Here is a 12,867-nt window from a genome sequence, read left to right on the forward strand (position 1 = left end):
GGCCGACAGCCAGGAAGGTAACGTGAACCTACAACTGCAAATCCAGCATATTTTCAGCGGCCTGGCCTTTGCCCGGCCGCTTTTCTATAACTACCCGCAAGGCCTGCGCTTCGAGCTGGCCGAAGGCGGCAGCGACATCGAACGCTTCCTGCTGGCAGTCAGCAAGGCCACCGCGGTGTGCCGCGACCTGTTTGCCGGTGAGCAAGCGATGGTGGTGTGCCTGCGCGTGCACTCCAACGGTAACGGTTTTGCCCACCGCGACGTGTTGCGCGACTTGCGTGCCGCCGGTATTCGCGTCCCCGCCCGGCGCTCACTGTGGAGCCAGCGGCTGGACCCGGACGACTGGTTCGAAGAGCACCAGCCCGAGTACTGGCTGCACCTCGCCTTTGAGGCGCCACTGTCGTTGCTGCAACCGGTGCTCTGGTGCGCATTGGCTGATAATCCGGGGACCATACGCCCGAGCCCTTGCTGCGGTGTCTACTTGTTCAACCTCAACCAGCGGTTGATGGCCTTGCCCTATGACGATCGGGGTATGGATGTGGTGGGCCCCAACCACGACGTGCTCGCGCTGTTGTACCGCCAGCACCAGCCGTGGCTGCTGGACTACGACCGCGAGCGCATGGACGCAAGCTTCGCCACCGTCCTGCATTGACTCACTGCAGCGACTCGATTTTCCAGCGCCAGCTGCCCAGCGGGTTGTCCTCGCGGGTGCGGACGAACACGCCGTAGTCGACCAGGTAGCTGTAGCCTTCGCGCCAACGGTTGCCGCGCGGGCTCTGCCAGGTGCAGGTCAACGGCTTGGCGCTGCCTTGCAGGGCCGGGTGCAGGGCGCTGGCCGCTTGCGCCTTGCCGACCTGGCAATGGGTGGTGCGGGTAATGCTCGCAGTTTGCCCGGCGTGGCTGCTGGTGTAGCTCAGCTGCGCATGGGCGGGCAGGGTTTGCCAGTCGCCGCTGAATGACAGCGCGGTCAAGCTGTCGCTGGCGTCCTGCTCCTGCCCGGTCATGATGTCGATGCCGCGTGCGGCCAGATCGAACAGGCCGCGAAAGCTCAGTTGCAGCTGCTGCGCTATCGTCGGGTCCACAGCCTGTAGCAACACTTGGCCGGAGCGGCTGTCGGTGCTGAGGAATACCTGGCGCGGCCTGTTGACGGCATTGTCGCCGTCGTTGAGGTTGGCGTCGTAGCGATAATCCAGCCGGTGCAGGCTCAGGCGTGGTGTCGGCAGGTCGAGGGCGGCGATGGCGGCAAGCACTTCAGGCCTGGCCCTGGGCGGCAAAAACGGCGGCGGCAACGGTGTACGGGCTTTGAGCGGGGCAAGCTTGGCAAGCTCGGCCGGCGCTTGGCAGGCGGCGTCGAACAACTGCTGATAGTACAAAGGGGCCTGCCGGTAGAACGCGCTGAAGGGCTGCCACTGAAGCCTGGTGCGGTCTACGCGATTGTCGTTGTCGAGGAACACCTGGCTTTGCCGGCTGATGAGTTGGCGCTGGCAATAGAACGCCAGGCGCTCGCGGCTGTGCGGGGCCATCACCGCGTGGCCGTATTGCATCGGATAGCGGTGGCGCTGGATGCCGGTCCAGGCGTAGGTAATGTCGCCCTCATGCTGCAGGCTGTTACGGTCGATCAGCAGCCAGTCCTGATCCTCGTCCAGGTTCAGCACGCGCCAGTCGGGGGCCGGACTCTGGTACTCGGGCAACTGACCGGCACCTGGCGGATCGGCTTGAAAGTGGCTGCAAGCGGCCAGGGTGAGCACAGCCAGGCTCGCAGCAAGCGGCTTGAGGGCAAAACGGGCGAGGGCATCCATGCGCATAGGCTCTTGGGGCAAAGCGCGCAGTGTAGCGAATGCCTGCGCCAAGCTGTATGCCTGGCGCTAGCCCCGGGTACGCCAGATCTGCGGCCAATGGGCAGTATCGACGCTGTCGCACCAGCTCATGCGGCTGAATGCCTTGAGCTGCATCACCGCGCCGTCATAGCGCCAGGTTGCATTGGCGCCGCAGTAGCGCCCGCCCGGCTGCAACTGGTTGAGCTCGCCGCGGGCCGGGTCGAACTTGAAAAAGCCATACATCTCGCCGCCCAGCACATCATGCCTGGGGACCTCGATGTGCAGCGAGGTGGGTTGATAGGGCGCGCTGCGCAAGGCGCGGTAATAGCTGTACATGCAGCCCTGGCTCCCACAGCCGTAGCGCAGGCCTACCAGCACATGGGTCGCGTCCAGCGGCGAGACCTCGGCTTCGGCTTGCCAGTTGTCGTACTCGGGTTCGCTCCATTCATGGCGGGTGATGGCAATGACGGCGTCGGCGATGGCCTTCTGCTCGGCATCGCTCACCCCTGGCGCCGGAGTGAAGGGGGCGAGGGTGGGCGTCGGCGGTGCTGGCGGCAGCTGGCTGTCGGGGCGTGTGCCGGGGTTTACAAAGGCGCTGGGGTGATCGATGCGTCCTTGCACCGAGTCGATGAACAGCAAGGAGGCACTCAGGCCCTGCAGCGATACCGGGTGCTGGCCGTTGCTGGTGTCCAGGGTCAGGGTCTGGCCGTTGCGCAGTTGGCGCAACAAGCGCAACGCGACGTCACCTTTGGCGTGATAACGCATCTGCCCCTGCGAGCCTGGCCGAAACCCCGCTGGCAGCGGGCCGCCGTCGAGCAGCAGCCGGGCGCCGAGCTCGACTCCGGCGTCGCTGAACAGGGTCAGGGTGGTAGTCCCCTGGGCCCCGGCTTCGCGCACCAGCTCAAGGCCCACGCCTTGATCGACGCTGCTCGACACCGCGGTACAGCGCAGGGTGTTGTCGCAGCCCACGACCCATTGCTTGAACTGCTTGAGCACCGGCTCCGGTTCCGGCGCGGCCAGGGCCAGGGCCGGCAGGAGCATCAAGCACAGCCAGTTCCATCTTGGGTCAACCATGGTGTTTCAATCCTGCAGGGTAAGCGAACGTCCGTCCTGGCCGGGCATCATCGCAGAAGCCGGGCCAACTTCAAGCCGTTGCCGATCAGAACTCCAAGGCTGCTGTGCTATCCAACGGGTATGACACGGGAGGTAACTGCAATGACCAGCAACGAGCGCGAGGCGCCCGCCAACGAGACGGACAAGCCTGCTGAAGATGAAGACCTTGCCAACCGGCCGATCACTCCGGCCAATCACCGTACTCAGGCTGAGGCCGCTGAAGAACTTAGCCGCAAGATTGCCGAGATTGAACGCAAGGTCGCTGATGGCAATTAACTATCATCTCTATATATAGAACGAAGGGCCATGACGGCCCTTCGCTTACTTCCAACTCATCTATCCGCTGAGTTTACTTGCACAGGGTGTAACTGCCCTGGTGCGCACCGCCTCTGTACAAGTCAAAGCGGTAGCCGGCACCCGCGCCGAAGTTATAAGAGCCACCGGTCAGTGTCCAGGAGCCGGCGCTGACGGAAAACCCGCCGCTTACCTGGTCCACTTCCTGATCGTCGAGCACCCGCAGGGCAGAGGGTTGCGCGCTGGTCATGTCGATGTTTTGTGCATGGGTCATGTTATCTATACCTCGTTTGCTACAGTGGGTTCGTCCTAGGTTGATCCCCCCAGGAGAGGGCCTGGGCGCAAGGTGTTGCACTATAAAAGTGTGAGATCGATCACAGTTCCAATAACAGTGGCAGGCTGTTTCGATCCCCGGCCAAGTTAGTAATGCCAGCGCTTTAAGTGCAATAGTACAAGTGTGCTAGTGCCTGTCGATTAACTCGCCGTTATGCTGCAACAGGCTCAGGCGATCAGTCTGTTCATGTTATTAACGTTATCCGCCGGGTCATGGATTGGCATGTTATTCAGGAGCGAAGCCGTGCACGCACGGCGTGACAAGGAGTTGGGCAGCGTACTGCTGGTGTCGCCCGTGCCCCTGCGCTGGGCGGCGCTGGCTGCGCTGCTGTTCAGCCTGGTGTTGATCGTGTTCCTGACCTGCGCCACCTACACCCGCCGCGCCACCGTGAGCGGCGTACTGGTGCCCGAGGGCGGGCTGATCAAGGTGTTTGCGCCACAGGCAGGGGTGGTGCAAGGCCTGGCTGCGGTCGAAGGTCAGAGCGTTGAGGCCGGGTCGACACTGATGGCCCTGGGCAGTGACCTGTATGCCGAGGCCGGTGGCGCGCACGTGGCTATCAGCCGCTTGATCAAGCGACGTAACGACAGCCTTACTGAGGAGATTGCCAGCACCCGTGCGCTGCACCTGAAGGAGCTTGAGGGCAAGCGCCGGCGCCTGGCGGTGCTGGAAAGCGAGCAGCAGAAAATCCTCACGCAGATGGACATCAGCCGCCAGCGCCTGGGGTTGGCCCAAGGCATTGCCGCGCGTTATGCCGACCTGCAGCGCCAGGACTACGTGTCGCGCGACCAGTTGCAGGAAAAGCAGGACGCCGTGCTCGAAGTGCGCCTGCGCAGCGAAGAACTGAGCCGTTCGTTGCTGTCGCTGCGCAACGATATCGCCACCTTGCGCGCCGAGCTTGCCGAGTTGCCGTTCAACCAGGGCAAGCAACTGGCCGAGCTTGAGCGGCGCTTGTCGCAAAGCCAGGGCAACCTGCTGGAAAGCGAAGTCAAACGCCAGGTGGTGATTACCGCCCCGGCCAGTGGCGAGGTGACGGCGGTGGGCGTGGTCAACGGCACCCGCGCCGACAGTAACCGGCCGCTGTTGAACATCGTGCCCAGCGATGCCCAGCTGTACGCCGAACTCTATGTGCCCAGCCGTTCGGCCGGTTTTGTGCGCAGCGGCGATGCCGTGCTGTTGCGCTACCAGGCTTATCCCTACCAGCACTTCGGCCTGGCACGCGGCACGGTAGCGTCGGTGTCGCGCAGCGCGCTGCCAGCCGACGAAATCATGAGCGTGGGCGGCGTCTCCGAGCAGCAGCGCGAGCAAGGCCCGATGTATCGGGTCAGGGTCACCCTTGAACAACAAGCCATGCGCGGACGCGGGCTGAACGAGCGCTTGCGTTCGGGCATGCAACTGGACGCCGACATCCTGCAGGAGAACATGCCCCTCTACGAGTGGCTGCTCGAACCCCTGCGCGGCATAGGGAAACGCCTTTGAACATTCGCCAACCGCTGGCTTTCGGCATTGGCCGCAAGTTGCCCATGGTGCTCCAGGCCGAAGCCGCCGAGTGCGGCCAGGCCTGCCTGGCGATGATCGCCGGCTTTCACGGCCAGCGTCACGACCTGTTCTCGCTGCGCCAGAAGCTGTCGCCGTCGATGAAGGGCGCGACCCTCAAGCAACTGATGGCCATGGCCAGCCAGTTGGGCCTGGCCAGCCGGCCATTGCGCCTGGAACTGCAAGCACTCGGGCAACTGCGCTTGCCCTGTGTGCTGCACTGGAATTTCAACCATTTCGTGGTGCTCAAGGAGGTCGGGCCGCGCGGGGTGACCCTGCACGATCCGGGGCGCGGGGTGTGCAAGCTGTCGTTCGAAGAAGTCTCGGCAGCCTTCACCGGCGTGGCCCTGGAGCTGTGGCCACAGAGCGATTTCCAGCAGGGCGCGGCCAATCCGCCGCTGCGCCTGCGCCAGTTGCTGGGCCGGGTACAGGGCTTTGGCGGGGTGCTCAGCCATGTGCTGTTGCTGGCGGCGGCGCTGGAGCTGTGCATGGTGCTCAGCCCGTTTTTTTTGCAAACGGTGATCGACAAGGTGCTGGTCAGCGCCGATCTCGACCTGCTGGCGGTGCTGGCCATCGGTTTCGGTCTGCTGCTGGTGATGCAGCAAACCCTGGCGCTGGGGCGCTCCTGGGCGTTGATGTACCTGGGCACCCTGCTCAGCGCGCAATGGCAGATTAACGTCTTCAGCCATCTTGTGCGTTTGCCGGTGGCGTTTTTCGAGCGCCGCCACCTGGGCGATATCGTCTCGCGTTTTGGCTCGTTGAAGTCGATCCAGCACACCCTGACCACCTCGTTTGTCGAAGCCTTGCTCGATGGCCTGATGACCCTGGTAACCCTGGGCCTGATGTTCGCTTACAGCCCGCCGCTGGCACTGATCGCGCTGCTGGCCATGGTCATCTATGCCCTGGCCCGCTGGGCCTGGTTCGGCCCGCTGCGCCGCGCCAGCGAAGAGGAGCTGGTGCATGCCGCCCGCCAGCAGAGTTACTTTCTGGAAAGCGTGCGCGGGGTGCGCACCATCAAGTTGTTCGGCCATCAGGAGCAACGCGCCAGCGCCTGGGGCAGCCTGCTGGTCGAAGAAATCAACGCCGGCTTGCGTCCGCAAAAGCTCGCGCTGGCTTACCGCGCTTTCAATGGCCTGCTGTTCGGTCTGGTGACCGTGCTGGTGATCTGGCTCGGTGCCAGGCTGGTGCTCGATGGCCAGTTCAGCGCCGGCATGCTGATTGCCTTCAACGCCTACAAGGAGCAGTTCAACAGTCGCGTAGCCGGGCTGATCGACAAGCTGGTCGATGTGCTGATGCTGCGCCTGCATGGCGAGCGCCTGGCCGATATCCTGCTGCAGGTGCCCGAACCCAGAGCGCCTGAGAAACCTGACGACAACGACGCCGTCGACAGCGTGCCGAGCCTGGAAGTGCGCCAGCTCAAGTTTCGCTATTGCGAGCACGAGCCCTATGTGCTCGATGAAGTGTCGGTGCGCATCGAAGCCGGCGATTCGCTGGCGATCGTCGGCCCCTCGGGAGGCGGCAAGAGCACCTTGCTCAATGTCATGCTCGGCATTCTCAGCCCCAGCAGCGGCAGCGTGTTCCTCGACGGTGTGGCCATCGACAGCCATAACCTGGAGCGGTTGCGGCGGATCAGCGCCACGGTGCTTCAGGATGATGTGCTGTTCGCCGGCTCGATTGCCGACAACATCAGTTTTTTCAGCGCCGAGGCCAACCCGCGCTGGGTCGAGCAGTGCGCGCGCATGGCGGCGGTGCATGACGACATCGCGCAAATGCCCATGGCCTACAACACCCTGGTGGGCGACATGGGCACGGTGCTGTCGGGTGGGCAGAAGCAACGCATCCTGCTGGCCCGGGCGCTGTACCGGCGGCCCAAGCTGCTGTTTCTCGACGAAGCCACCAGCCACCTCGACATCGACCGCGAGGCGGCGGTCAACCAGGCGCTGCAGGCGCTGAACATCACCCGCATCATTGTTGCCCATCGCCCCGATACCATTCGCTCGGCGCGCCGGGTGCTGGCGCTGGACAACGGCCGGGTGGTGTATGACGGGCCGCTGATCGAGGCCGATGAGCAAGCGCCAGCCGAGCCAGATGAACGTGCCTGTGGTACGGCGTCTTCGTCATGAACCGTCACCTGACCAGGCTGTGTCTGGCTGCCTTGCTGCTGGCCTGGACGGTGCTACCGGGCATGGCCGCCGAAGCCCTCGATGCCTGCCCAGGCAGGTTAAGCCCTGCACAGCCACTGGTGTTGTCCAGTGCCGTGGCCATCGCCCTGTGCGCCGATCCGCAAGTGCGCGAAGCCTGGCTGTCACAACTGAGCAGCCAGGCCAGCCTGGATGCCGAGTACTCGGCCTACTGGCCGACTGTGCAAGCCCAGGCCAGCAGCGGGCGGGCGAGCCGCAAGACGCGCTTTGACAACTTTCCCGAGGCTGACTCGACCCTCAACACCCGCACCAACAGCTATGGCCTGAACCTCAACTGGGTGCTCTATGATTTTGGCCTGCGCGCGGCGAAAGTCGAGGGCGCCCGCCAGCTGTTGAACGCGGCCAGCAGCAGTCGGGTGGAGAAAATCCAGGCCACGGTGCTCGCCACCAGCAAGGCCTTCTACCAGGTCCAGGCCAACGCCGCCTTGCTCGCGGCCAAGCGCAGCGCCGAGTCCCTGGCGGCCAGCAGCCTCAAGGCGGCCACCGCCAAGTACCAGGCCGGGGCCGGCGAGCAGAGCGACCGTCTGCAGGCCCAGACGACTCACGACCAGGCGCAGCTTGAACGGGTGCTGGCTGAAGGTGACTACGCGACGGCCCAGGGCGCCCTGGCCAGTGCACTCGGGCTGTCACCCTCGGCGCCGCTGACACTCACCGCCTTGAACGAGCCGGCGGGGCAGGAGGATGAGTTCATGGCCAGTGTCGATGCCTTGATGGAGCAAGCCCGGGCCCGGCACCCGGCCATCGAAAAGGCCCGCGCCGATTGGTTCGCCACCCGCGCCAGGGCGGATGAAGCGCGTGCCGAGGGGCGGCCCAAGGTGTCGCTGTTCAGCAGCTACCAGCAAGAAGACACGCCGATCGACCAGGTGTCGACACGCCAGCAGATCGAGACCTGGAGCGTGGGCGTGCAGATTACCGTGCCGATCTTCGACGGCTTCCTCAGCCGTCGGCGTGCCCGCGCCGCCGATTATGAAGCCGGCGCCCGCGAGCAGGCCCTGGAGCAGGCCGAACGCAGCGTGGCCCTCAACGTCTGGAAAAGCCGCCAGGCCCTGGATGCGCGCACCCGCGCCCTGGCCATCAGCCGCAGCTTCGTCGCCAGCGCCGGGCAATCCCATCAAGTGGCATTGGGGCGCTACAAGGCTGGGGTGGGCAGCATCATCGAACTGCTCAGGGCGCAGAACGAGCTGGCGCTTGCCGAGCAGCGGCGCGTGGAATCGCTGGTCAACTGGTACACCGCCAGGTTGCAACTGGCGGCGGACCTGGGGCAGTTGAATGGTGCGTTGTGAGTGTGTTCGCGGTCTTTCTGACTAGACTCTACCTGCCATTCACCAACCGTGGAGAACCAGGATGAGCCCTAAAAATACCATCTGCCTCTGGTACGACGGCACCGCGCTGGAGGCTGCGACCTTTTATGCCAAGACCTTCCCCGACAGCAAGGTCGGTGCCGTGCACCGGGCGCCGGGCGACTTTCCCTCGGGTAAAGAGGGCGATGTGCTGACCGTCGAGTTTACCGTGCTGGGCATCCCCTGCGTGGGGCTTAACGGCGGGCCGATGTTCACCCACAGCGAGGCGTTTTCGTTTCAGGTGGCGACCGAGGATCAGGCCGAAACCGATCGCCTGTGGGACGCCATTGTCGGCAATGGCGGCCAGGAAAGCGCCTGTGGCTGGTGCAAGGACAAGTGGGGGCTGTCGTGGCAGATTTCGCCGCGGGTGCTGGTCGAGGCAATTACCAGCACTGACCGTGCCGCCGCCAAGCGCGCCTTCGATGCGATGATGGGCATGCGCAAGATTGATATCGCGGCGATTGCGGCGGCGGTCAGGGGTTGAATTGCCGGAGCTGGCTTGCCAGCTCCCGCACAGATCCTGTTGCAGCAACAGCGTTGCCCTCAGAACCCCAGGGTCGCTGACACCAGGTAGGTGCGCGGGGTCGACAACGTCAGCCCGGCCTCGCTGTCATCCGAGGCGCCCGCCGAAGCCCAGTAGTGCTCATCCAGCACATTCTCGACACTGGCGCGCAGGGTGATGGCCTTGTCATCGACCTTGAAGGCATAGCGCGCCCCCAGGTCGTAACGCTCCCAGCCGTCGATCTGCTTGCTGTTGGCCTGGTCCAGGTACTGCGAGCTTGAGTGGATGCCCCGGGCCGTCAGGGTCAGGCCGGCGAGGGCAGGCACGTCATACTCGGCGCTCAGGCTGAGGTTGTACTCCGGCGTTGCCGGGGCGCGGTTACCGTCGAAGCTGGCGCCGACGGTGTCGGTCAGTTCGCTGTCGATGTACATCACCCCGCCGAGCAGGCGAAAGCCCTTGAGCGGCTCGCCGAACACATTGAGTTCAATGCCCTTGTTCTCACGCTTGCCATTGGGTCCGAACACCCGGGTAGTGGCGTTGGTCTCGTAGGCCGGCTGCTTGATGCGAAAGGCGCTGGCGGTCAGGGCGAAGTTGCCCAGGTCGTACTTGGCGCCGACTTCTACCTGGCGGCTAATGAACGGCGCGAAGATCTGGTCTTCGTTGATCGAGGTCGACGGGGCGATCTTGCCCTGGCTCAGGCCTTCCATGTAGTTGGCATACAGCGACAGCTGGTCGCTGAGCTTGAACAGGATGCCGCCCGAGGGCGAGAGCTTCTCTTCGTCGTAGGCGGTGTCGCCCTTGATGCCATCGCTCCAGTCATCGACCTGGACCCGCTGCCAGCGCGCACCCAGGGTCAGCAACAGGCGCTGGTCAAAAAAGCCCAGGGTGTCGGACAACGCCACGCCGCTGAAGCGGTTCTCGGTGTAGACCTTGGGGTCCGAGCGCAGCCGGGTGCCGGGCGTCGGGGTCGGGCGCGGGTTGTAGAGGTTGCTGGGGGCGGCGGCATAGCGCCCGCCGCCGTTCTCGAAGTCCATGTAGAAGTAGTTGGCCGCCAGGTTGAACTCGTGGCTCACCGGGCCGGTTGCGAACCAGCTGCGCAGGCCGGCGGTGGCGGTGCGCACGTTCTCGTCGCGGGTGAAGTCGCGCGGCTGGACGCTGAAGTCGCCGGCATCGTTGGACACCGGTACGTTGTGGCGGAGGAAGTCGTGGTTGCTCTTGCGCGCGCCGACGGCGCCGTAGGCCATCAGCGAGTCATTGAGGTCGAACTCGGCGTTGACTGTGCCGAAGGTGTCGTTGGTGCGCGCCTTGCTCCAGGCCTGGGCGTAGTTGCGGCGCACGTCGCCGGCGTCCGGCACCTTGGCGTTGGCGCCAACGATGACTCGCTCCTGGGGCGCATCGGTGTTGCGCTCGGTATGGCCGACATCGCTCGACAGGCGCAGGCGCTCGCCGCGAAAGTCCAGGCCGAGCACGGCCATTTCGCGGTCGACGCTCTGCTGGTCCCATTCGGTGTCGCCGGCTTGCTTGACGCCATTCAAGCGCAGGCCGAACTTGCCGTCCTCGCCAAAGCGCCGGCCGATGTCGACCGCACCGCCCACCTGGCTGTCGGACGCGTAGTTGCCGGTGAACTCGGTGATCGGCGTGTCGCTGGCGCGCTTGGGCACCACGTTGATGCCACCGCCGACGCTGCCGCGCGGCGAGATGCCGTTGATCAGCTGGCTGGGGCCCTTGATGATGTCGACGCGGTCGGCCATTTCCATGTCGATGGAGTAAGTCGGCAGGATGCCGTACAGGCCGTTGTAGGCAACATCGCTATTGAACAGGCTGAAGCCGCGAATGGTGAATTGCTCGAAGCGCCCGCCGGCGGGGTTGGTGGCGCGCACCGACGGGTCGCTGGCGATCAGGTCGCCAAGGGTGCGCGCCTGCTGGCCCTTGATCGCCTCGCTGGTATAGGTGGTCATGCTGAACGGCGTTTCCATGAAGTCCCGCGAGCCCAGCAGGCCTTGCGAGCCCCGGCGCGCAACCTGGCCGCCAGCATAGCGCTGGCCATCATCGTCGCCGCCGCTGTGGGCGCCGAGGATGCTGGTCGGGGCGATCTCCACGGCGTCGCCGCTTTGCGGTGTAGGCACCAGGGTGTAGGCGCCCGCTGTCACCGGCTGCAGTTGCAGGCCCGAGCCCTGCAGCAGCCGGGCAAAGCCTTCATCGACGCTGAAGCTGCCGCTCAAGCCGGCGCTGCGCCGGCCATTGACCAGGCCCGGGTCGACCGACAGGCTGACCCCGGCCTGGGCGGCAAAGCGGGTCAGCGCCGTGCCCAGTTCGCCAGCCGGTACCTGGTAGCTGCGGCTGGCTCCGTCGGCCAGCGCCGCTGGCGGCGCCAACGACGCCAGGCCCAGCACCAGGCACAGGGTAGGGGACGAAAACGAAGACGCCAGGCGCGTTCGGTGGCGTGTCAGTACGGGCATTGTTGCGCTCTCTTTTCGATTCACATGCCCTTGATGACAAGCGAGCGAACAAAAGGGGACAGCGGTATGCGCAAATAATGCCACGCCTGGCCACGGCAGGCCTGCTCGCGCTTCAGGCCGGTGCGTACGGGGCGTAGTCCAGGTAGCCCTTGGCGCCGCCGCCGTAGTAGGTGTCGCGGTCCGGGGTGGTCAACGGCCAGCCGTTTTTCAGCCGGGCGACCAGATCGGGGTTGGCGATGAACGGCTGGCCAAAACCTGCCAGGTCGATCAGACCGGCGTCAACCAGGTCCTGGGCACGCTCCAGGGTCATGTCGCCGGCCAGGATCAACGCGGTCTGGCGCAGTTGCGCCTTGCAGTCGGCCAGCAGCGCGCGCAGGGCCTGTTCCTGGGCCACGGCGCCTGCGCTGGCGAGGAAGAAGTGGGTCTGGTCCATCACATGCACATAGGCGATACCGCGCGCGCCCATGCCGGCGCAGAGGGCCGAGTAGGTCTCGTCGATTTGCGCGTAGATCGGCATGTCGAACAGCTGGCCGTAAGGCGAGATACGGATGCCGACCTTGTCGGCGCCGATGCGGTTGACCACAGCATCGACCACTTCAAAGACAAAGCGCAGGCGGTTCTCCAGGGTGTCGGCGGCGTAACGGTCGCTGCGGTCGTTGACCAGCGGGTTGAGGAACTGCTCGATCAGGTAGCCGTTGGCGCCGTGGATTTCGACGCCGTCAAAGCCTGCGGCAATGGCGTTGGCCGCGGCCTGGGCGAAGTCTTCGACGACCCGGCCGACTTCTTCGGTGTTCAGCGGGCGCGGCGTCGAGGTCGGGACAAAACCCGGCTCGCCGCTGTCGGTGTAGCCGAAGGCAATCGCGCCCTGGGCGACCTTGCCGGTGGCGCTGACCGGGGCCAGGCCATCGCGCTGGATCGAGGTGTGCGAGACCCGGCCAACATGCCACAGCTGGGCGAAGATCTTGCCGCCGACGCTGTGCACCGAGTCGGTCACCAGCTTCCAGCCGTGGATCTGCTGCTCGCTGAAAATGCCCGGATTGAACAGGTAGCCCTGGCCTTCGCGGGAGATCGGCGTGCCTTCGGAAACGATCAGGCCGGCGGTGCCGCGCTGGGTGTAATGCAGGGCGATCTGTTCGGTGGCGATGTCTTGCGGGGCGCGTGAACGGGTCATCGGCGCCATGACGAAACGGTTGCTCAGCTGCAGTGGGCCGAGGTCATAAGGGGCAAACAGGTCTTTCATGCGTGGGGCCTCTGGGTGGAATGGCGCCATGCTA

The 12,867-nt window shown here is 64.9% G+C and carries 11 protein-coding genes; 6 read left to right on the forward strand and 5 right to left on the reverse strand.

Translation table 11 applies throughout. The features are described from left to right. Positions 1–22: 22 nt before the first annotated feature. Complete coding sequence (locus tag ACZ9A3_RS07760; RefSeq protein WP_213601658.1) at positions 23–652, forward strand: DUF3885 domain-containing protein; 630 nt, start codon at positions 23–25, stop codon at positions 650–652. A gap of 1 nt (position 653) precedes the next feature. On the opposite strand, the gene ACZ9A3_RS07765 is transcribed toward ACZ9A3_RS07760, so the two are convergent. Further along, positions 654–1,799: a hypothetical protein gene (locus tag ACZ9A3_RS07765; protein WP_093384225.1), complete on the reverse strand. Its 1,146-nt coding sequence runs from the start codon at positions 1,797–1,799 to the stop codon at positions 654–656. A gap of 66 nt (positions 1,800–1,865) precedes the next feature. Next, positions 1,866–2,891: a DUF1176 domain-containing protein gene (locus ACZ9A3_RS07770; protein ID WP_093384220.1), complete on the reverse strand. Its 1,026-nt coding sequence runs from the start codon at positions 2,889–2,891 to the stop codon at positions 1,866–1,868. Positions 2,892–3,032: 141 nt separating this feature from the next. On the opposite strand from ACZ9A3_RS07770, the gene ACZ9A3_RS07775 reads away from it, so the two are divergent. After that, positions 3,033–3,206 (forward strand): hypothetical protein, encoded by a 174-nt coding sequence (locus tag ACZ9A3_RS07775; RefSeq protein ID WP_176794272.1) that lies wholly within the window; start codon positions 3,033–3,035, stop codon positions 3,204–3,206. Between the two features lie 73 nt (positions 3,207–3,279). Here the strand turns inward: ACZ9A3_RS07775 and ACZ9A3_RS07780 are convergent, their stop codons facing one another. After that, on the reverse strand, positions 3,280–3,498 hold the full coding sequence (locus ACZ9A3_RS07780) for a hypothetical protein (protein WP_093384216.1): 219 nt from the start codon (positions 3,496–3,498) through the stop codon (positions 3,280–3,282). A gap of 282 nt (positions 3,499–3,780) precedes the next feature. Between ACZ9A3_RS07780 and ACZ9A3_RS07785 the strand changes: the two genes are divergently transcribed. From ACZ9A3_RS07785 to ACZ9A3_RS07800, 4 genes are all read left to right on the forward strand, one after another. After that, on the forward strand, positions 3,781–5,034 hold the full coding sequence (locus tag ACZ9A3_RS07785; RefSeq protein WP_476252332.1) for an HlyD family secretion protein: 1,254 nt from the start codon (positions 3,781–3,783) through the stop codon (positions 5,032–5,034). A 44-nt stretch (positions 5,035–5,078) separates the two neighbouring features. Next, positions 5,079–7,214, forward strand: a complete 2,136-nt coding sequence (locus tag ACZ9A3_RS07790) for a peptidase domain-containing ABC transporter (protein ID WP_476253323.1) — start codon at positions 5,079–5,081, stop codon at positions 7,212–7,214. Then, a complete protein-coding gene (locus ACZ9A3_RS07795) occupies positions 7,211–8,575 on the forward strand; it encodes a TolC family protein (protein WP_213601648.1) in 1,365 nt (454 codons plus the stop codon). Before ACZ9A3_RS07790 ends, ACZ9A3_RS07795 begins: the two co-directional genes overlap by 4 nt. Positions 8,576–8,636: 61 nt before the next feature. Beyond that, positions 8,637–9,116 (forward strand): VOC family protein, encoded by a 480-nt coding sequence (locus ACZ9A3_RS07800; RefSeq protein ID WP_093384203.1) that lies wholly within the window; start codon positions 8,637–8,639, stop codon positions 9,114–9,116. A gap of 59 nt (positions 9,117–9,175) precedes the next feature. Here ACZ9A3_RS07800 and ACZ9A3_RS07805 read toward each other — a convergent pair whose 3' ends face one another. After that, positions 9,176–11,593, reverse strand: coding sequence for a TonB-dependent siderophore receptor (locus ACZ9A3_RS07805; protein ID WP_476252333.1), 2,418 nt, complete (start codon positions 11,591–11,593; stop codon positions 9,176–9,178). Positions 11,594–11,705: 112 nt separating this feature from the next. Then, positions 11,706–12,833 carry an alkene reductase gene (locus ACZ9A3_RS07810; RefSeq protein WP_213601644.1) on the reverse strand — a complete coding sequence of 376 codons (1,128 nt, stop codon included), beginning with the start codon at positions 12,831–12,833 and terminating at the stop codon, positions 11,706–11,708. Positions 12,834–12,867: the final 34 nt, after the last annotated feature.

The organism is Pseudomonas sp. TE4620 (genome assembly GCF_056279045.1).